Annotated in this window: 12 protein-coding genes, 14 tRNA genes, 3 rRNA genes and 1 pseudogene; all 30 read right to left on the bottom strand. The window is 42.7% G+C overall.

Annotated elements, in window-relative coordinates:
- Positions 1 to 53: 53 nt before the first annotated feature.
- Entirely contained in the window at positions 54 to 1,538 is a 1,485-nt protein-coding gene (gene thrC, locus A6J84_RS08550; protein WP_061428661.1) for a threonine synthase, read from the bottom strand.
- Positions 1,539 to 1,613: 75 nt separating this feature from the next.
- Entirely contained in the window at positions 1,614 to 2,891 is a 1,278-nt protein-coding gene (locus A6J84_RS08545) for a glutamyl-tRNA synthetase (protein WP_049478717.1), read from the bottom strand.
- Between the two features lie 183 nt (positions 2,892 to 3,074).
- Positions 3,075 to 3,158, bottom strand: a tRNA-Leu gene (locus A6J84_RS08540).
- A 9-nt stretch (positions 3,159 to 3,167) separates the two neighbouring features.
- A tRNA-Gln gene (locus tag A6J84_RS08535) sits at positions 3,168 to 3,239 on the bottom strand.
- Positions 3,240 to 3,252: 13 nt separating this feature from the next.
- Positions 3,253 to 3,325: transfer RNA gene (locus tag A6J84_RS08530), tRNA-His, on the bottom strand.
- Positions 3,326 to 3,339: 14 nt separating this feature from the next.
- Positions 3,340 to 3,410: transfer RNA gene (locus A6J84_RS08525), tRNA-Trp, on the bottom strand.
- A gap of 11 nt (positions 3,411 to 3,421) precedes the next feature.
- Positions 3,422 to 3,502 (bottom strand) — tRNA-Tyr (locus tag A6J84_RS08520).
- Positions 3,503 to 3,519: 17 nt separating this feature from the next.
- A tRNA-Phe gene (locus tag A6J84_RS08515) sits at positions 3,520 to 3,592 on the bottom strand.
- Positions 3,593 to 3,595: 3 nt separating this feature from the next.
- A tRNA-Met gene (locus A6J84_RS08510) sits at positions 3,596 to 3,669 on the bottom strand.
- 11 nt (positions 3,670 to 3,680) lie between these two features.
- Positions 3,681 to 3,770 (bottom strand) — tRNA-Ser (locus A6J84_RS08505).
- Positions 3,771 to 3,776: 6 nt separating this feature from the next.
- A tRNA-Glu gene (locus A6J84_RS08500) sits at positions 3,777 to 3,848 on the bottom strand.
- 11 nt (positions 3,849 to 3,859) lie between these two features.
- Positions 3,860 to 3,933 (bottom strand) — tRNA-Ile (locus A6J84_RS08495).
- 35 nt (positions 3,934 to 3,968) lie between these two features.
- Positions 3,969 to 4,039 (bottom strand) — tRNA-Gly (locus tag A6J84_RS08490).
- Positions 4,040 to 4,044: 5 nt separating this feature from the next.
- Positions 4,045 to 4,117, bottom strand: a tRNA-Val gene (locus A6J84_RS08485).
- 105 nt (positions 4,118 to 4,222) lie between these two features.
- Positions 4,223 to 4,338: ribosomal RNA gene (gene rrf / locus A6J84_RS08480) — 5S ribosomal RNA — on the bottom strand.
- Between the two features lie 76 nt (positions 4,339 to 4,414).
- A 23S ribosomal RNA gene (locus A6J84_RS08475) occupies positions 4,415 to 7,315 on the bottom strand.
- 122 nt (positions 7,316 to 7,437) lie between these two features.
- Positions 7,438 to 7,510: transfer RNA gene (locus A6J84_RS08470), tRNA-Ala, on the bottom strand.
- Positions 7,511 to 7,561: 51 nt separating this feature from the next.
- Positions 7,562 to 9,107 (bottom strand): 16S ribosomal RNA (locus A6J84_RS08465).
- The 16S, 23S and 5S rRNA genes sit together here with 14 tRNA genes alongside, the layout of an rRNA operon.
- Before the next feature lie 229 nt (positions 9,108 to 9,336).
- A tRNA-Glu gene (locus A6J84_RS08455) sits at positions 9,337 to 9,408 on the bottom strand.
- 116 nt (positions 9,409 to 9,524) lie between these two features.
- On the bottom strand, positions 9,525 to 9,959 hold the full coding sequence (locus tag A6J84_RS08450) for a cytidine deaminase family protein (RefSeq protein WP_049519151.1): 435 nt from the start codon (positions 9,957 to 9,959) through the stop codon (positions 9,525 to 9,527).
- Positions 9,960 to 9,971: 12 nt separating this feature from the next.
- Positions 9,972 to 11,432 (bottom strand): glutamate--tRNA ligase, encoded by a 1,461-nt coding sequence (gene gltX / locus A6J84_RS08445; protein ID WP_070657014.1) that lies wholly within the window; start codon positions 11,430 to 11,432, stop codon positions 9,972 to 9,974.
- A 128-nt stretch (positions 11,433 to 11,560) separates the two neighbouring features.
- Positions 11,561 to 12,037 (bottom strand): annotated as a pseudogene (pgi, locus tag A6J84_RS08440) (glucose-6-phosphate isomerase); the annotation flags it as partial.
- A gap of 196 nt (positions 12,038 to 12,233) precedes the next feature.
- The gene (locus tag A6J84_RS08435; protein ID WP_033585537.1) at positions 12,234 to 12,605 is read right to left on the bottom strand and encodes a PTS glucitol/sorbitol transporter subunit IIA; all 372 of its coding nucleotides are present in this window, start codon (positions 12,603 to 12,605) and stop codon (positions 12,234 to 12,236) included.
- A gap of 97 nt (positions 12,606 to 12,702) precedes the next feature.
- A complete protein-coding gene (locus A6J84_RS08430) occupies positions 12,703 to 13,683 on the bottom strand; it encodes a PTS glucitol/sorbitol transporter subunit IIB (protein WP_000120696.1) in 981 nt (326 codons plus the stop codon).
- A 13-nt stretch (positions 13,684 to 13,696) separates the two neighbouring features.
- Positions 13,697 to 14,242 (bottom strand): PTS glucitol/sorbitol transporter subunit IIC, encoded by a 546-nt coding sequence (locus A6J84_RS08425; RefSeq protein WP_049490108.1) that lies wholly within the window; start codon positions 14,240 to 14,242, stop codon positions 13,697 to 13,699.
- The gene (locus A6J84_RS08420) at positions 14,239 to 14,736 is read right to left on the bottom strand and encodes a transcriptional regulator GutM (RefSeq protein ID WP_002893984.1); all 498 of its coding nucleotides are present in this window, start codon (positions 14,734 to 14,736) and stop codon (positions 14,239 to 14,241) included. The genes A6J84_RS08425 and A6J84_RS08420 overlap by 4 nt, the downstream gene beginning before the upstream one ends.
- On the bottom strand, positions 14,736 to 16,562 hold the full coding sequence (locus A6J84_RS08415) for a BglG family transcription antiterminator (RefSeq protein WP_080976170.1): 1,827 nt from the start codon (positions 16,560 to 16,562) through the stop codon (positions 14,736 to 14,738). The genes A6J84_RS08420 and A6J84_RS08415 overlap by 1 nt, the downstream gene beginning before the upstream one ends.
- 62 nt (positions 16,563 to 16,624) lie before the next feature.
- Positions 16,625 to 17,425: an SDR family oxidoreductase gene (locus A6J84_RS08410; protein ID WP_001000838.1), complete on the bottom strand. Its 801-nt coding sequence runs from the start codon at positions 17,423 to 17,425 to the stop codon at positions 16,625 to 16,627.
- A 183-nt stretch (positions 17,426 to 17,608) separates the two neighbouring features.
- Positions 17,609 to 18,958, bottom strand: a complete 1,350-nt coding sequence (locus A6J84_RS08405; protein ID WP_000018239.1) for a glucose-6-phosphate isomerase — start codon at positions 18,956 to 18,958, stop codon at positions 17,609 to 17,611.
- Between the two features lie 171 nt (positions 18,959 to 19,129).
- On the bottom strand, positions 19,130 to 19,819 hold the full coding sequence (locus A6J84_RS08400; protein WP_049529724.1) for a gamma-glutamyl-gamma-aminobutyrate hydrolase family protein: 690 nt from the start codon (positions 19,817 to 19,819) through the stop codon (positions 19,130 to 19,132).
- Positions 19,820 to 19,956 lie beyond the last annotated feature (137 nt).

Below are 19,956 nucleotides of genomic sequence, written 5' to 3'. Positions count from 1 at the left end.
TCCTGATGAAAAGAAACTCAGTTGGTTTCCCAACCGAGTTTACTCCCTCTGTCTTAAAGTCCTAGATAAGTCTCCACCGCTGCTTGCATGTCAGCAGCTGCCACTGTTGTTTTATGACGAACCGGAGCTGTTTCAAGGCCATCAACCGCTGGTGGCACTGCCACTCCTGAAATGTCATGTAATTGAGCCAAGGCTTCAAAGTCAGTCAAGCCTGCTTTTCCTGTTACCGCTTCTACGGCAACCACTGGGAACTTGTAGGGACTAGCAGTTGAAGCAATCACTGTCTTAGTCGCATCCCCAGTAGCCGCTTGGTATTTTCTATAAACAGCTGAGGCAACCGCCGTATGTGGATCCTCGATATAGGCATCTGTATCATAAACACGTTTAATTTCTGCCGCAGTTTCTTCCTCAGTCGCATATTCAGCTGCAAAGAGTTCCAGAATCGCTGCATCAAAGTCTGTCAATTCATATTGTCCTTGTGTACTCAAAGCATTCATGAGTTCAGCTGTCTTAACCGCATCATTCCCCAAAAGATGGAAAATTAAACGCTCTAAGTTTGAAGATACTAGGATATCCATAGATGGGCTAGTCGTTACCTTAAACTCACGTTTCTTATCGTAAACACGTGTTTTGAAGAAGTCTGTCAAGACATTGTTGTCATTTGAAGCACAGACTAATTTACCAACTGGCAGACCAATTTGCTTGGCATAAAAGGCAGCCAAGATATTTCCAAAGTTTCCAGTTGGTACTGTGAAGTTGACCTTTTCACCAGCCACAATCTCACCAGACTTGACCAACTGAGCGTAGGCATAAACATAATAAACAATCTGTGGTACCAAACGACCAATGTTCATAGAGTTAGCTGATGAAAATTGCAGTTTATTGGCAGCCAATTTTTCACGAAGAGCTACATCGTTAAACATATGTTTCACATTTGTTTGTGCATCATCAAAGTTTCCATCAATAGCGATAACATGAGTATTGTCGCCAGTCTGAGTAGTCATTTGCAACTCTTGTACCTTGCTGACACCATCTTTTGGATAAAAGACGATAATCTCAGTTCCAGGCACATCCGCAAACCCTGCCATAGCAGCTTTTCCAGTATCACCAGATGTCGCTGTCAAAATGACAATCTTGTTCTCCAAACCATGCTTTTTAGCGGCTGTCGTCATAAAGTATGGCAAGATAGACAAGGCCATATCTTTAAAGGCAATCGTTGAACCATGGAACAATTCCAAGTTGTATTGCCCATCCAGTTTCACCAATGGCGCAATAGCTGGAGTATCAAACTTGCTATCGTAGGCATTGTTGATACAGTAGTCCAACTCCTCAGCCGTAAAGTCATCTAAAAATGCTGATAAAACTAATTTAGCCACTTCTTGGTAAGAAGCATCTTTTAATGTGTCAAAGTCCAAATCCACCTTTGGATAAGTAAGCGGAGTAAACAGACCACCATCCGTCGCCAAACCTTGCAAAATAGCTTGGCTGGCAGTTACTGTATTATTGGCATCACGCGTTGATTGATAAACTAATGTCATGAATCTCTATCCTTTATCTATAGTCTCTTCCATTATATCACGATTTTTCAGAAAATTCTCCCTTTATAAGAGAAATTATAATCCCAATTCTTTCTTCAAAGGCTCTAAATAAACCATTTCTTGCTTATCTCTTTTCTCCAGTCCTTCCTCAGCTAGGATGAGTAAGTCTTTAGAAAACTCGAGAACCGCAGCTTCTTCTTCATCTGTGAGTTGTTTTTTAGAAAATTGTCGTCTTAAAAGCTTATAATCACGACCAAATGTGGTAAAAAATGGTGCAGATTGCAAGTAAGCTTCTAACTTGTCTAAATTGAGCAACAAACCCAAATGAAAAGCCGCCGCAGCAAAGGTACGATTCAAGGGTTGCGTACAGACACTACGAAACTCAACTGTTCCTCGAGTCGTTAAGTCTTGGTACTGGTAACTACGATGAGTTTGGAAATCCTCCTCCTGAGGATGAATTAACACCTCATCCCCATTAAGGGTAAATGCTTGGATTTCAGGTGTAGCCAAATAGTCCCTAGCCTGAATCGGATAAAAATAATAGGTCTGCCCACCACGCTCCGCAGTAAAAATCGCAGAATGATCTAGATAATCAAAAAAATCATTCTCATCTTTGAAGAGTCTGGCATTGACGCCTACATTTTCAGGATAAATCCCGTGCATGGATTCTTCCCAAAAAATATCCCTTGAAATCTTAGTATCCCAATCTTCCCCTGAAAACTCAGAATTGGCAAATAAAAAGGCTTTTGCAGCTTCAATTTGCGTAAAAGCATTGATAACCCGCAAGTAGTTGGACTTTGAAACGTCCAGTTGAACCTGACTTCCACAGATAAAGGCACCATACTCAGGGAAATGATGTAAATCTGATTTAGTTACATTTCTACTCAAATTCAGATAATCCATCAACATCTGATAGCGGGGATAAGCCACTGGACAATTCTCATTTTTATCCCAGTTGGGATGAATGCCGCAGCCAACAATAGCATGGTTAGCTTCACCCAACTTATTCTGAATCGTAGCCATATAGAAGTTAAAGCGTTCTTCTACCTCTTGGATAGATTCGGCCTTTCCGAATGCAAACTCAATCGTCGTATAAGCAACCTCAAACAAGATCGTATCTTGGCTGACTGGATCAAGCAACTGAATTGGATTCCCAAAATCATCCACTTTTTCGATAGTGAAGCCCAATACTGATGGTAAATACCGAAAGAGATCCTTAACAACTTCACCATCTGTAGCTTCACCCTCTAAATTTACAATAGGATATTCTAACTCAATCCCAATAAATAAATCTGGGTTCTCTTTTATATTCTTTAAGTAACGTTTCTTTAGTAATTCAACAGACCGAGACATTAATCACCAAACTCTTTCATAATCAAAATAAATTGTGAATAAGTAATATTATACCAAAAATACACTAAAAATGATTAGAATAAGAAGAAAAAGATGATTCATCAGTTATCTGTACTTAAAGAAAAATATCAAAATCTTCACCAAATCAAAAAACAAGGTCCGAAAACCTTGTCTTTATTACTATACCGGCGGCCGGGGTCGAACCGGCACGTCCTTGCGGACACTGGATTTTGAGTCCAGCGCGTCTGCCAATTCCGCCACGCCGGCAAATAGTAACTGGGGTAGCTGGATTCGAACCAACGCATGAGGGAGTCAAAGTCCCTTGCCTTACCGCTTGGCTATACCCCAATAATATAAAATAGGCGAGTGATGGGGATCGAACCCACGCATGCCAGAGCCACAATCTGGTGTGTTAACCACTTCACCACACCCGCCATAATCATATTAACACGGGCAGTAGGAATTGAACCCACACTGAAGGTTTTGGAGACCTTAGTTCTACCTTTAAACTATGCCCGTAACTAAAGTAATGGAAGGGGAGGGATTCGAACCCCCGAACCCGAAGGAGCGGATTTACAGTCCGCCGCGTTTAGCCTCTTCGCTACCCTTCCAAGTTATAAATAAAATATGGCGCGAGACGGAATCGAACCGCCGACACATGGAGCTTCAATCCATTGCTCTACCAACTGAGCTACCGAGCCAAATTGCGGGAGCAGGATTTGAACCTACGACCTTCGGGTTATGAGCCCGACGAGCTACCGAGCTGCTCCATCCCGCGTTAATATAAAAAGGAGGATGTGGGATTCGAACCCACGCACGCTTTTACACGCCTGACGGTTTTCAAGACCGTTCCCTTCAGCCGGACTTGGGTAATCCTCCAATAAATAGTCCGTACGGGATTCGAACCCGTGTTACCGCCGTGAAAAGGCGGTGTCTTAACCCCTTGACCAACGGACCATATTTATAAATGGGCACGAGTGGACTCGAACCACCGACCTCACGCTTATCAGGCGTGCGCTCTAACCACCTGAGCTACGCGCCCAAGTTTAAAAAACTTGGTAATTGAACAAAGTTCAAAGCGGGTGACGAGAATCGAACTCGCGACAACAGCTTGGAAGGCTGTAGTTTTACCACTAAACTACACCCGCTAAAATGGGAGTTAACGGGATCGAACCGCTGACCCTCTGCTTGTAAGGCAGATGCTCTCCCAGCTGAGCTAAACTCCCAAAGGGCGGAGTCTAGCTCAGCCAACGGTAAGAAACTTCGTTTCTCTCATCCGCCGATTGTAATTTCGATTTCCTCTCAATTACAACTGAGCTAAACTCCCTCGAGCTAAGCGACTTCCATATCTCACAGGGGGCAACCCCCAACTACTTCCGGCGTTCTAGGGCTTAACTGCTGTGTTCGGCATGGGTACAGGTGTATCTCCTAGGCTATCGTCACTTAACTCTGAGTAATACCTACTCAAAATTGAATATCTATCAAATACCAAGAAAACCTCACACTTCGTATTCTCAGTTACTTTGGATAAGTCCTCGAGCTATTAGTATTAGTCCGCTACATGTGTCGCCACACTTCCACTTCTAACCTATCTACCTGATCATCTCTCAGGGCTCTTACTGATATAAAATCATGGGAAATCTCATCTTGAGGTGGGTTTCACACTTAGATGCTTTCAGCGTTTATCCCTTCCCTACATAGCTACCCAGCGATGCCTTTGGCAAGACAACTGGTACACCAGCGGTAAGTCCACTCTGGTCCTCTCGTACTAGGAGCAGATCCTCTCAAATTTCCTACGCCCGCGACGGATAGGGACCGAACTGTCTCACGACGTTCTGAACCCAGCTCGCGTGCCGCTTTAATGGGCGAACAGCCCAACCCTTGGGACCGACTACAGCCCCAGGATGCGACGAGCCGACATCGAGGTGCCAAACCTCCCCGTCGATGTGAACTCTTGGGGGAGATAAGCCTGTTATCCCCAGGGTAGCTTTTATCCGTTGAGCGATGGCCCTTCCATACGGAACCACCGGATCACTAAGCCCGACTTTCGTCCCTGCTCGAGTTGTAGCTCTCGCAGTCAAGCTCCCTTATACCTTTACACTCTGCGAATGATTTCCAACCATTCTGAGGGAACCTTTGGGCGCCTCCGTTACCTTTTAGGAGGCGACCGCCCCAGTCAAACTGCCCGTCAGACACTGTCTCCGATAGGGATAACCTATCCGGGTTAGAGTGGCCATAACACAAGGGTAGTATCCCAACAACGTCTCCTTCGAAACTGGCGTCCCGATCTCATAGACTCCTACCTATCCTGTACATGTGGTACAGACACTCAATATCAAACTGCAGTAAAGCTCCATGGGGTCTTTCCGTCCTGTCGCGGGTAACCTGCATCTTCACAGGTACTAAAATTTCACCGAGTCTCTCGTTGAGACAGTGCCCAAATCATTACGCCTTTCGTGCGGGTCGGAACTTACCCGACAAGGAATTTCGCTACCTTAGGACCGTTATAGTTACGGCCGCCGTTTACTGGGGCTTCAATTCATACCTTCGCTTACGCTAAGCACTCCTCTTAACCTTCCAGCACCGGGCAGGCGTCACCCCCTATACATCATCTTACGATTTAGCAGAGAGCTGTGTTTTTGATAAACAGTTGCTTGGGCCTATTCACTGCGGCTGACGTAAAGTCAGCACCCCTTCTCCCGAAGTTACGGGGTCATTTTGCCGAGTTCCTTAACGAGAGTTCTCTCGCTCACCTGAGGCTACTCGCCTCGACTACCTGTGTCGGTTTGCGGTACGGGTAGAGTATGTTTAAACGCTAGAAGCTTTTCTTGGCAGTGTGACGTCACTAACTTCGCTACTAAACTTCGCTCCCCATCACAGCTCAATGTTATAGATATAAGCATTTGACTCATATCACACCTCACTGCTTAGACAGACACTTCCATTCGTCTGCTTTAGTTAGCCTACTGCGTCCCTCCATCACTACATACTCTAGTACAGGAATATCAACCTGTTGTCCATCGGATACACCTTTCGGTCTCTCCTTAGGTCCCGACTAACCCAGGGCGGACGAGCCTTCCCCTGGAAACCTTAGTCTTACGGTGGACAGGATTCTCACCTGTCTTTCGCTACTCATACCGGCATTCTCACTTCTATGCGTTCCAGCACTCCTCACGGTATACCTTCTTCACACATAGAACGCTCTCCTACCATACCTATAAAGGTATCCACAGCTTCGGTAAATTGTTTTAGCCCCGGTACATTTTCGGCGCAGGGTCACTCGACTAGTGAGCTATTACGCACTCTTTGAATGAATAGCTGCTTCTAAGCTAACATCCTAGTTGTCTGTGCAACCCCACATCCTTTTCCACTTAACAATTATTTTGGGACCTTAGCTGGTGGTCTGGGCTGTTTCCCTTTCGACTACGGATCTTAGCACTCGCAGTCTGACTGCCGACCATAATTCATTGGCATTCGGAGTTTATCTGAGATTGGTAATCCGGGATGGACCCCTCACCCAAACAGTGCTCTACCTCCAAGAATCTTTATGTCGACGCTAGCCCTAAAGCTATTTCGGAGAGAACCAGCTATCTCCAAGTTCGTTTGGAATTTCTCCGCTACCCACAAGTCATCCAAGCACTTTTCAACGTGCCCTGGTTCGGTCCTCCAGTGCGTCTTACCGCACCTTCAACCTGCTCATGGGTAGGTCACATGGTTTCGGGTCTACGACATGATACTAATTCGCCCTATTCAGACTCGGTTTCCCTGCGGCTCCGTCTCTTCAACTTAACCTCGCATCATATCGTAACTCGCCGGTTCATTCTACAAAAGGCACGCTCTCACCCATTAACGGGCTCGAACTTGTTGTAGGCACACGGTTTCAGGTTCTATTTCACTCCCCTCCCGGGGTGCTTTTCACCTTTCCCTCACGGTACTGGTTCACTATCGGTCACTAGGGAGTATTTAGGGTTGGGAGATGGTCCTCCCAGATTCCGACGGGATTTCACGTGTCCCGCCGTACTCAGGATACTGCTAGGTACAAAGACTATTTTAAATACGAGGCTATTACTCTCTTTGGCTGATCTTCCCAAATCATTCTTCTATAATCTTTGAGTCCACATTGCAGTCCTACAACCCCGAAGAGTAAACTCTTCGGTTTGCCCTCCTGCCGTTTCGCTCGCCGCTACTAAGGCAATCGCTTTTGCTTTCTCTTCCTGCAGCTACTTAGATGTTTCAGTTCACTGCGTCTTCCTCCTCACATCCTTAACAGATGCGGGTAACAGGTAGTACCTGTTGGGTTCCCCCATTCGGAAATCCCTGGATCATCGCTTACTTACAGCTACCCAAGGCATATCGTCGTTTGTCACGTCCTTCTTCGGCTCCTAGTGCCAAGGCATCCACCGTGCGCCCTTATTAACTTAACCTTATTTTTTGACCTTTCAGTCATAAACTCTTTTAATACTACAGCGTTTCGGTTTATTTTCTTGTTACTATTTGATATAGATATTCAATTTTCAATGTGCATTACTTGGTGATCTCTCACCAATGGAGCCTAGCGGGATCGAACCGCTGACCTCCTGCGTGCAAAGCAGGCGCTCTCCCAGCTGAGCTAAGGCCCCACAAGACCTCTCAAGACTAAACAAGACCAATGTGCAGTTCCTTATCCTTAGAAAGGAGGTGATCCAGCCGCACCTTCCGATACGGCTACCTTGTTACGACTTCACCCCAATCATCTATCCCACCTTAGGCGGCTGGCTCCAAATGGTTACCTCACCGACTTCGGGTGTTACAAACTCTCGTGGTGTGACGGGCGGTGTGTACAAGGCCCGGGAACGTATTCACCGCGGCGTGCTGATCCGCGATTACTAGCGATTCCGACTTCATGTAGGCGAGTTGCAGCCTACAATCCGAACTGAGACTGGCTTTAAGAGATTAGCTTGCCGTCACCGGCTTGCGACTCGTTGTACCAGCCATTGTAGCACGTGTGTAGCCCAGGTCATAAGGGGCATGATGATTTGACGTCATCCCCACCTTCCTCCGGTTTATTACCGGCAGTCTCGCTAGAGTGCCCAACTGAATGATGGCAACTAACAATAGGGGTTGCGCTCGTTGCGGGACTTAACCCAACATCTCACGACACGAGCTGACGACAACCATGCACCACCTGTCACCTCTGTCCCGAAGGAAAACTCTATCTCTAGAGCGGTCAGAGGGATGTCAAGACCTGGTAAGGTTCTTCGCGTTGCTTCGAATTAAACCACATGCTCCACCGCTTGTGCGGGCCCCCGTCAATTCCTTTGAGTTTCAACCTTGCGGTCGTACTCCCCAGGCGGAGTGCTTAATGCGTTAGCTGCGGCACTAAACCCCGGAAAGGGTCTAACACCTAGCACTCATCGTTTACGGCGTGGACTACCAGGGTATCTAATCCTGTTTGCTCCCCACGCTTTCGAGCCTCAGCGTCAGTTACAAGCCAGAGAGCCGCTTTCGCCACCGGTGTTCCTCCATATATCTACGCATTTCACCGCTACACATGGAATTCCACTCTCCCCTCTTGCACTCAAGTTAAACAGTTTCCAAAGCGTACTATGGTTAAGCCACAGCCTTTAACTTCAGACTTATCTAACCGCCTGCGCTCGCTTTACGCCCAATAAATCCGGACAACGCTCGGGACCTACGTATTACCGCGGCTGCTGGCACGTAGTTAGCCGTCCCTTTCTGGTAAGATACCGTCACAGTGTGAACTTTCCACTCTCACACTCGTTCTTCTCTTACAACAGAGCTTTACGATCCGAAAACCTTCTTCACTCACGCGGCGTTGCTCGGTCAGACTTCCGTCCATTGCCGAAGATTCCCTACTGCTGCCTCCCGTAGGAGTCTGGGCCGTGTCTCAGTCCCAGTGTGGCCGATCACCCTCTCAGGTCGGCTATGTATCGTCGCCTTGGTGAGCCGTTACCTCACCAACTAGCTAATACAACGCAGGTCCATCTGGTAGTGATGCAATTGCACCTTTTAAGCAAATGTCATGCAACATCTACTATTATGCGGTATTAGCTATCGTTTCCAATAGTTATCCCCCGCTACCAGGCAGGTTACCTACGCGTTACTCACCCGTTCGCAACTCATCCAGAGAAGCAAGCTCCTCCTTCAGCGTTCTACTTGCATGTATTAGGCACGCCGCCAGCGTTCGTCCTGAGCCAGGATCAAACTCTCATTAAAAGTTTGAGTTCTCACTCATTTCTGTCACTGACAGATTTATTGTTTTTTCATTGTTCAGTACTATAACCTTAGTTATAGTGCCCTGCACATTGGTTCGTCTTGTTCAGTTTTCAAAGGTCTTTGTCACTCATTCTCTCGAGCGACAACTATATTAGTATATCACAGCTACCTGCCTCTGTCAACAGATTTTTTAAACTTTTTTCAAGTTTTTTCTAACCGCAATACACCATAGTCCGTACGGGATTCGAACCCGTGTTACCGCCGTGAAAAGGCGGTGTCTTAACCCCTTGACCAACGGACCTTGAGCTTTTCAACTCTTTCTATTATACCTACTTTTTTACCTTTGTCAAGGACTTTTTTCCTCTTTACCGAAATTCTGAAAAGATTAGGGAAAAGAGCCAGTTAAACTGACTCCTTCTATTTATCTTGCCAATTAGTCGCACGTTCTTCTCCCCACAAGTAAGGGATTAATTCAGCAACCTTAATTGTTTTTCTTGTTTCGTAGTTCATCATGAACTCTGCTTCTTTATTTTTAGCATTCAATTCTAAGAGAAATTCTCTGCAAGCGCCACAGGGCATACCTGATCCTTCGCCGTAGGGAGGTTTGTCTCGAAAGGCGAGGATTTTCTTAACTTTGGTCTGTCCTGAAAATTGATATATATTGAAGAGAGCCGCTCGTTCTGCACAGAGATGAAAAACGCCACAAGTGCCCTCCATACAAAATCCTGTGAAGATCTGACCATCTTCTGCTTCTACCGCAGCAACAACATGGTTAGCATAAACAAAGTCAGAAACTTCATGGGGATTGAATAAGGTTCGTGCTTCTTCATACATCTTTTCCCATGTATCCATCGGAAGTCCTTTTTATTTGGAGATCTCTTTCAGCATATTATCGATATGCTGAATTGACTTTTCACGTCCGAGTAAGAAAATGGTGTCTGGTAATTCTGGTCCATGCATTTCACCTGATACAGCAATACGAATCGGCATGAAGAGGTTTTTCCCTTTAATACCTGTTTCTTTTTGGACTGCTTTGATTTGTGGGAAGATGTTTTCTGTCACAAATTCCTCATCTGTCATCGCTTCTAGTTTCGCTTTGAAGGCTTCTAGAACAACCGGAACGGTTTCTCCTGCCATGACCTCACGCTCAGCGTCTGTCAACTCTGGGAAATCTGAGAAGAAAAGATCTGTCAATGGAACGATTTCATCCACTGACTTCATTTGTGGTTTGTATAGTTCCACCATTTTTTCAGACTTGTCAGTCAAACGCCCTGCTTCTTCTAAGTAAGGTTTAGCCATTTCAAAGATAGTAGCAAGTTCTGCTTTCTTGATGTAGTCGTTGCTCATCCAGTCTAGTTTCTTCTGATCAAATGCAGCTGGTGACTTGCTGAGACGATTTTCATCAAAGAGTTTAATCAATTCCTCACGAGAGAAAATTTCATCTTCGCCACCTGGATTCCAACCAAGAAGGGCGATAAAGTTAAAGACTGCTTCTGGCAAATAGCCTTTTTTACGGTAGTCTTCTATAAACTGAAGGGTATTGGTGTCACGTTTAGACAATTTTTTACCCGTTTCAGAGTTGATGATCAAAGTCATGTGACCAAACTCTGGTGCTTCCCAACCAAGCGCTTCATAGACCATGAGTTGTTTTGGAGTATTAGCAATATGGTCATCACCGCGGATAACGTGAGAGATTTGCATATCGTGGTCATCGATCACAACGGCAAAATTGTATGTTGGGTAACCATCTTTCTTTTGGATAACCCAGTCACCACCGATGTTGCCACCTTCAAACTCGATATCACCTTTGACCATATCATGCCATTTGTAGATACCAGACTCGTTAACAGCCAAACGAACAGTTGGGATGATACCAGCTGCTTCACGTTCTGCGACGTAAGCTGCTTTTTCTTCTTCGCTCATGCCAAGATATTCATTGATGTAACGTGGTGTTTCGCCAGCTGCTTCTTGGCGTTCGCGCTCAGCTGCCAACTCTTCTTCTGTAACGTAAGATTTGTAGGCTTTTCCTTCGGCTAGCAATTGGTCGATGTATTTTTGATAGAGTTCCAAACGCTCTGATTGGCGATAGTTTTCATGAGTTTCTGGACTTTCATCCCAGTCAATCCCCAACCAGCGAAGATTTTCAAGCTGTGAACGTTCCCCATCTTCGACATGGCGTTTACGGTCAGTATCTTCGATACGAATGATAAAAGTTCCACCATGATGGCGTGCGTAAAGGTAGTTAAACAATGCTGTACGGGCATTTCCGATGTGTAGTAGTCCTGTTGGACTTGGTGCGTAGCGTACGCGGATATCTTTTGACATAGTTTCTCCTATAAAGTCTCTAGGCGTCTGCCTTTTTGCTTTCTATATTATATCACAAGTCTCGCCTGAGTCCAATGTCTACGAATAAAGAGAGTAAAAAAGAGTGGACAAGCCACTCTTTTCTTTTATTATAGACGTGCGTTAAGCTCTTTGCTCAATTCTTCAAATCCTGGTTTTCCAAGAAGGGCAAACATGTTGCGTTTGTAAGCTTCAACACCTGGTTGGTCAAATGGGTTGATGGCATTCAAGTAACCTGAAAGGGCGATAGCCAATTCGAAGAAGTAGATAGTGTATCCAAGAGTGAAGGCATCTTGCTCAGGAAGAGTTACGTACATGTTTGGTACGTCACCGTCAGTGTGGGCAAGAAGAACACCGTCAGTTGCTTTTTTGTTAACGAAGTCAACGTCTTTTCCCTGAAGGTAACCAAGTCCATCAAGATCTTCTTCCAAAGTAGGGATAATCACGTTCTTACGTGGTTTGTCAACACGGACAACTGTTTCAAACATGATACGAGTTCCTTCTTGGATAAATTGACCCAATGAGTGTAGGTCTGTTGAGAAATTAGCTGAAGTTGGGTAAATCCCTTTTTGGTCTTTTCCTTCTGTTCAGGCACCCCTTGTGGATGCATCTGCTGGAAATTCCCTTGCACTGACTGGCTAGTTTGATTGACTTGCCAATCAACCACTGCGTCATCTATTTTTTCTAATTTAGACCCAGAAGCCTGGACTTTTGGTCCAGGCTCTGAATCAATTTTTTAGACTTTTATTTTTCTAAATTGCTTGATTTGAAATTTTATTATGGTTAAGCAGTTTCAAAAATCTGAATGGTAGAATCTTTATCAATTACTACCGCTTGATCTGCTACAACATGGAGTGTACCAGGAAGGCTCCCCTCTTTTGAACCATCAAAAGAAATCGTGATATGTCCCAGTCCAGTTAAATTTTTTTCTACTACATTTCCTACGGAACTAATCGAATATTCCTGATTATCTACCACCAGCTTGCCACCTTCTAGTATTGAACCTAGCAGATTTTTGTTATCAATCTTAAAACAATACTCTGATAAATCTTCTGGTGCTTCTTCTCCAAATAAAATGAGCATATTGGCATCTTGAATCATATTCTGAGCTTCAGACCCTACTTGAATTACTTTAGTTTCAAAAATTTTCTTCATCTGATTTCTATTCATACTTTCTCTAATTTGTCATAAACTTAGGCTTATAGATAAGTTTAACATAATAGTTCTCTGTTTTCAGGCATCTATCAAAGGTCTACTGATAAAGACCAATACTAGCTATCCAAGCAACTAGCACCCGCGGAACACCATTGAGAAAGCGTGAATAAAGTACCGAAGGGACACCAACCTCAACTGTTTCAGCCTTGGCTTCAGATAGGCCGAGTGCTACAGGAATGAAATCACAACCGTTTTGAGTGTTGATAGCAAATAAAGCTGGCAGAGCCATTTGGGGCGGAATAGTCCCTTTTCCGATTTCGACTCCAATTAAAGTTCCAATAATCTGACTAATAACAGCTCCGGGACCTAACAAAGGAGATAGGAATGGTAAGGAACAGATAAAGCCAATTAAAACGAGTCCCCAGATGTTCCCCGCTAGGGGAACCATTAATTTTGCCAGCCAATTTCCAACACCAGATCCTTGAATAACCCCAATCAGCAAGGAAACAAAGGCCATGAAAGGAATTATTGTATTGAGCATTGTTTGGATGGCTTCACGAGCAGCCTGGTTGAAAGTTGCAACGACCTTACCAGCCCCCATCCCAATTCGTGCTACAATACTTGTTTCAGCTTTTTGCTCTGTAATTTTTTTACTAGTATCGTAAGTTGGCTTTTCAGTTACCACAGTTGTCGCTTTTTCGTCTTCATTAGCAGCAGAAATTTGATTAAGGCCAACTGCTGACACATAGATTTCCTCGGTTATATATTGAGCTAGAGGCCCACTTTTCCCTGTAGCAACAATATTTATTGTAGGGATTCCCTTTTTAGGATAAATACCACAGCGAAGAGTACCGCCACAATCCACGATTGCTAAAGCAATTTCCTCATCTGGGATAGAAGTTTTAAACCCATTAACAGCTTCCATACCGGTCAAATCAGCAATTTTATCTACAATATCTGGCTTTTCTCCGCCGCCAGTAATATAGATGAATTTATGCTTAGCTTCACTAGGTGTAATGACCAAAGGTCCTCCGAAACCGCCATTTCCTTTAACAACTTTTATACTCTTATATGACATAATTTCACTCTTTCTATAAATCAAATGTTTTACTCAAGGTAACACCTTGCTGTTTTGCTACATAAGCAGTTGTAAAATCGGTTACCCAACCACCTACAAAGTTCATGACAAGCCCAACAAGCATGTAACGAATGGCTAAGTCCATTTGACTTAAACCTAAAGTTTGAATTCCTGTCGCAATTCCCATCCATACAAATAATTCCCCAGGATTGATATGTGGAAATACACCATTTGAAGTATGGCAAAACTGCATCTGAGCTGCTACAAAACTAGGTTTATAATATTCTGGTAAGAAACGTCCCATACTGATTGCCATCGGATTTCCCAGCATAAAAGCTGAAATGAAAGGTAAAATCATATACCGGCTAACAGGATTTTTGGCAGAAATCTTAGCCAAGGAATTGACCTTCTCTTCTCCCAAGAAAGCGATAAGGGTATTCATTGCAATCAATAGCATCAAGACAAGAGGTACAATATTTGTCATCCAGCTAATAAAGGTTTCTCCACCTAATTGGAAGAGTTTCATAAAACTCTCTGCAAATTTTGTAATGTGATTCATAAGGAACTCCTTTTCTTATTTTTTTTAAATAACTGTTTAATAGATAATTGTAAGTAATTCGCATAAAAGCCGAATCCCAGAAAAGAATCAGATGAACTTGTCTCTTTCTCAATACCTGCCTCATGCCAAAGATAGACTTTTCTAGCATCTTCTATGGCTGATTGCATCAACTTATTTTCTTTTCTCACAAGAGGATTATACTTGTCAAAATAATGGATGTCTTCTCCAACATAATCGTCCATATTTTGAAAACGCGCTAAGATTGTGACTCCTTGCATTTTGCTAGCTTTAAGAACCCGACCGTTTTCATCAACCGCGAACATGACAATCGTACCGGATTTTATTCTTCCGGACTTTCTGCCAATCGCTACGCGCCCCAGTTTTCGGAGCATCGTATAGGTCTTATTGAAGTCTTTGAGTTGCTGCCAGCCGAGGAACATTTGAAATATATAAGCTGCCATGACAAATACAGCGAAAATTATTAGCGAATTCATTAAAATACTCCTTTGCTCTTAGAAAATGATAGAAACTCTGTCTCTGTTTCTACAGCCCTCAATGCTTCTTTTAGAGAAGGCTCTCCTGCAATTCGAAAAATGTCGTCATACAATTCCAGCAATTCACTTTCCATTTTTCTTTCAATTTCTGAGGGTATGGCGACTAGAAAGATAAATTCAATCCATTCATCTCCTTTTTGATAAGGCTCTTCTAGTTTTCCAAACATTAAAATAGTCTTTGCATAACCCTGGTTAATTGTATGGGGGAAGGCAATTCCTCCACCAAAAATGGTTGATTGCTTTTTCTCCCTATCAATTATCCGATTTCTAAAACCTTCATCAATCATCTGAAGTTTCTCTAACTCTGAAATCATATTTAGCAAGTATTGCTGATAGGTTTTTTGGGGGCTCAACCGAAGAAAACGTAAGCTGACTGTTTCTAGATTTTTTTGATGAAAAGCATTGGCCCTCTGCCATTCTTCCTGCAGCCATTGATCATCAAAAAGATGATTAACTTGAATGACTGGAGATTTAGAATCTTTATATTTTAGAGGAACTGTCGTAAAAATCGCGAAATAGTCCTGATTTAAATCCACATTAAAATCCTCTTCAGAATACTGAGTAATGTCTACATCATTTCCAAGGACTCGTCTGAGTTGCTGAATAATCATCGCAGCAGTTCCTCTTCCTGTTGTGCAAACTACAGCTATCTGCTTGCGATAACCCTTAACAGCAGAATTTTGCTTTCTTAAAATCATTTCAAAATACAAAGCCAGATATCCGATTTCAGATAATTCCATTTCAGAACCAAAAATTGCAGATAGTTCTTCTCCAGCTATTTTTGCCATTTCAAAAGCAAAAGGATATTGAGTTTGAACCTCGCCATGAAATATATCATTAGCTTGCACATGGAAAATCAGTCGATTGATTAAGGGGCCTAGATGAGATTTGATTTCTTCAAATAATTCTTCATCATCAAAGTGAACCAACATTGTTTCTTTGACTTTCTTGACAATCCCTTGAAAAATATTTGCAAGCTGTTCAGATTGATAAGATGTCTTGCTTAAAGTGTCAATAAAACGGACATTAAACGGAAAACACAAAAAGTCTATCTCAAACTGACTGAGAGAAATCTTATAAGTCATCTCAATATGATAGATTAATTTCTCAGCTAAAGGTGTCTCTGTTAAATCATTCCTATAGTAAGGAATAGGACAATTCAACACTCTAGATGTATGAATACGCTCCACCATAATTGAAATGGTCTTTCGAAGGAGTTCCTGTGTTTCTTTAGGGATTTTATAGTCCTGGACTAGCGTCTCCAGAAAAGAAGATGTTGCCTCAGTGAGTGTCCTTCCTTCAAAGTAAGGAGCCACTTGGTGAATATAGAGCAAGCGCAAATTCAGCTCGCTCCCCAAGACCTCCAGCCCACGGTTGGGCTTTCCTGAAATAGTGATAGAGTAACTCTCTGCCAAAGATTTTACTTGTTTTAAATCCTTATTAAGGGTACTTCTACTAACACCTACTTCCTCAGCCAAGTCGTCAATAAGAAGAGGGGAGGTTGACTCAATTAAACGTTTTAGCAAATAGGCAATTCTTTTACTGGAAGAATTGAAGTCACTCTCCTGTTTTAAACTACCAGATAAAATCCTTTCCAACTCTGTATAGTCATACACTTCTAACATTAACTGATCATCTTGTGCGATAATCTGGATATTAGGAGCCAAAACATCATTTAATTGTTGGATACTCTTTTGCAAGGTTTGCAAGCTAATATCCAGTTCTGAGCGCATATCTACCAAGGAATAAGTTGGCTGTGAGACCATTTTTTCTAAAATGTTATACCATCGATTTACTAAGGTCAACTCTCTTCCTCACCTTCATTTTTTTAACCGCGAGTTTTCCCTCCAGCAATATTTGTAGTGACTCCAGTTATATAGCTAGAACGATCTGAAATATAGAATGCTACAAGATCAGCTACTTCCCGTAGTTTACCACTTCGTCCCAAAGGAGTTGTTGAAGTTGAAGCATAACCAGCTCGAATATCTTCTACCGTCTTTCCACGGGTATAAGCAAGAGCTTCCTCATAAGAAAGAGTTCGAAGCCCCGTAGCTTCCATAATTCCTGGAGCAATTCCAACCACACGTACACCATGCTTACCCAGCTCTTTCGCCCATGAACGAGTGTAACTATAGACTGCTGCTTTTGTTGCAGCATAGGCACTTTGTCCTTCAGAACCTTCCAAACCTGCTTCTGAAGCCATGTTCACAATTACACCTTTTCTATTTTTCACTAAAATACGTCCTACTGCCTGACTAACCAAATACAAACCTTTTTGATTAATCATTGTTACTTTTTCAAACGTTTCATCGTCTAACTCGTAAGGACCTTTAGGATTTTCTGCATCAATTAATAATCTGGGAACATTAATCCCTGCATTATTGACTACCGCATCAATATTGCCAAATCTTTCAACTATTTTGGCAACACCCTCTTCTACTTCAGAGCGAGAAGTTACATCAACTTTTACAAATAATAGATTCGGGTGACGCAAATCGTTGTCGCTAAGATCAAAATTCGCTACATTGACTCCTAATTCCAGCAATTCTTCAACGATTGCCTTACCGATCCCAGATGACGCGCCAGTCACAAGAACTGTTTTGCCTTTTATGTTTAACCAATCATTCATTTTGATACCTCTCAAATTTTATTTACAAGGCAATTATACAGCGCTTTCATAAAAGAATTAAGACACTCTTTTTTACACTTTTAAAAAAAATAATAAACTAATTAAGAGGCTTGTACTAAAAATCCACAAGAAATGAACTTGTGGATCTTTTTATATTCTAAATGAACTCAAAGCATATGAGAATCAAAGGCGTGCATTCAACTCAGCACCCAGCTCTTCAAAGCCTGGTTTCCCAAGAAGAGCAAACATGTTTTTCTTATAAGCTTCAACTCCAGGCTGGTCAAATGGATTGATACCATTCAGGTAGCCAGAAAGAGCAATAGCCAACTCAAAGAAGTAAATAGTGTAGCCCAAAGTGAACTCATCTTGCTCAGGCAGTGTCACAAACATATTTGGAACTCCACCATCAGTGTGTGCTAACAGCACTCCATCTGTAGCTTTTTTATTGACAAAGTCAACATCTTTTCCTTGCAAGTAGCCAAGACCGTCCAAGTCTTCTGCCAATTCAGGAATCAGCACATTTTTGCGAGGTTTATCTACACGGATAACTGTTTCAAAGAGGATACGGGTACCTTCCTGGATAAATTGTCCCAGAGAGTGCAAGTCTGTTGAGAAGTTAGCTGAAGTTGGATAAATCCCTTTTTGGTCTTTCCCTTCTGACTCACCAGCCAGTTGCTTCCACCACTCAGAGAAGTATTGCAGAGATGGTTCATAGTTAGCTAGAACTTCTGTCAGATAACCTTTACGGTACAAGATATTGCGTACAACTGCATATTGATATGCTTCATTTTCAGCCAACTTATCAGAAGCATAAGCCTTGCGAGCAGCATTTGCTCCCTCCATTAACTTGCTGATATCAGCTCCTGCAGCTGCGATTGGCAAGAGCCCCACTGCTGTCAATACTGTAAAACGACCACCTACACTATCAGGCACTACAAAAGTATCCCAGCCATTAGCATCTGCTTCAACCTTAACTGCACCTTTAGCGCGGTCTGTAGTTGCGTAGATACGTTGGTTAGCTTCTTCTTGACCGTACTTCTTAACCAAGAGTTCTTTGAAGACACGGAAAGCAATAGCCGGTTCAGTTGTTGTACCTGATTTAGAAATCACGTTTACTGAGAAATCTTTGTCTGATACATAGTCTACCAAATCAGCCAAATAGCTTGAAGAGATAGAGTTTCCAGCATAGAGGATCTGAGGTGCCTTGCGTTCTTCCTTTCTTTGCAAGTTTACAAATGAATTATTCAAGAAATCAATAGCTGCACGAGCTCCTAAATAGGAACCACCAATACCGATTACGATCAATACCTCACTATCAGATTGGATTTTAGCAGCAGCCTTTTGAATACGAGCAAATTCATCTTTGTCATATTCTTCAGGTAAGTTCAACCAGCCAGTCATTTCTGCCCCAGGACCTGTACCATTTCGCAGAGCAGAATCTGCTGCAGTCACTTGAGGCTGCATATAATCTAGTTCATGTGGTGCAACAAATTTATCTAATACTTTTGAATAATCAAATTTAATATGTGACATAATATTCCTCCAAAATTTCTTCTCTTCTATCATAACCCTTACCTTAGATTTTTTCAAGTTTTTATACTGAATTTTTCCAAATTTTATCATAATTTAAACATTTGCGTAAAAAATGTTACAATATTAAAATTTGAACGAAATAAGACAAAAAAACGACTAGGTTTCCAGTCGTTATAATTCATTCAATAAATACTCAAATAATTCTAAGTTGCCATCTTCTTCATTGACCAAAAATTCTGGATGCCACTGGAGACCAATAATACGGTGCTCATCAATAGATTCGATTGCTTCAACAGTTTGATCACGTGGATCCACAGCCGTCACGCGGAAATTGGGTGCCAAGTCTTTAATACTCTGACGATGTACTGAGTTAACCTGACTTTCTTTACCAAATAATTTAGACACTACACTGCCATCCACTGTCTCAATAGAATGTGAAGTCCCAAAAGGTAGACCTTGCCAATGACCTTCAATATCCTGATTGAGTGTCCCACCAAAAGCAACGTTGACAAGCTGAACGCCACGGCAAATGGCTAAGATTGGTTTGTTCTGACGCAAGGCTTCTTGTAGAAGAGCTAGCTCAAACTCGTCGCGAGCTAGGTTATAGTCGTCGCTATCAATTGTTTTTTCCTCACCATAAAACTGAGGATGAACATTTTGTCCCCCAGTCAAGATGAGCTTATCAATCATTTCTACATAGTCATGGACAAGTGTCTCATCACCAACCGGAATGACCAAAGGAAGTCCGCCAACCTGACGAATACTTTCAGCAAATTTACAGGATACAGATGAGTGGATGTTTTTTCCTTCTGCGTCTACAGGACATAGGTTTGCCGCTACTCCAACAACTGTTCTTACCATTACTGACTTCCTTTCGTTCTCCATTGATAATCTTATCTTATCACCCTTACCCACTCCTGTCTAATATGTATTTTTTAAGTCCGTGATAAAATTTTTTTATCAGAAAAAGTTGCCCAAAATTAGGACAACTTTTTTGC

This window comes from Streptococcus sp. FDAARGOS_256, from assembly GCF_002289235.2.
In the GTDB taxonomy this organism is placed as follows: Bacteria; Bacillota; Bacilli; order Lactobacillales; family Streptococcaceae; genus Streptococcus.
This window is presented reverse-complemented; position numbering and strand designations above follow the sequence as displayed.

Coding starts and splice junctions, on each gene's coding strand:
- thrC (WP_061428661.1), bottom strand. CDS start 1,538: ATGACATTAGTTTATCAATCAACGCGTGATGCCAATAATACAGTAACT.
- A6J84_RS08545 (WP_049478717.1), bottom strand. CDS start 2,891: ATGTCTCGGTCTGTTGAATTACTAAAGAAACGTTACTTAAAGAATATA.
- A6J84_RS08450 (WP_049519151.1), bottom strand. CDS start 9,959: ATGGATACATGGGAAAAGATGTATGAAGAAGCACGAACCTTATTCAAT.
- gltX (WP_070657014.1), bottom strand. CDS start 11,432: ATGTCAAAAGATATCCGCGTACGCTACGCACCAAGTCCAACAGGACTA.
- A6J84_RS08435 (WP_033585537.1), bottom strand. CDS start 12,605: ATGAAGAAAATTTTTGAAACTAAAGTAATTCAAGTAGGGTCTGAAGCT.
- A6J84_RS08430 (WP_000120696.1), bottom strand. CDS start 13,683: ATGTCATATAAGAGTATAAAAGTTGTTAAAGGAAATGGCGGTTTCGGA.
- A6J84_RS08425 (WP_049490108.1), bottom strand. CDS start 14,242: ATGAATCACATTACAAAATTTGCAGAGAGTTTTATGAAACTCTTCCAA.
- A6J84_RS08420 (WP_002893984.1), bottom strand. CDS start 14,736: ATGAATTCGCTAATAATTTTCGCTGTATTTGTCATGGCAGCTTATATA.
- A6J84_RS08415 (WP_080976170.1), bottom strand. CDS start 16,562: ATGGTCTCACAGCCAACTTATTCCTTGGTAGATATGCGCTCAGAACTG.
- A6J84_RS08410 (WP_001000838.1), bottom strand. CDS start 17,425: ATGAATGATTGGTTAAACATAAAAGGCAAAACAGTTCTTGTGACTGGC.
- A6J84_RS08405 (WP_000018239.1), bottom strand. CDS start 18,958: ATGTCACATATTAAATTTGATTATTCAAAAGTATTAGATAAATTTGTT.
- A6J84_RS08400 (WP_049529724.1), bottom strand. CDS start 19,819: ATGGTAAGAACAGTTGTTGGAGTAGCGGCAAACCTATGTCCTGTAGAC.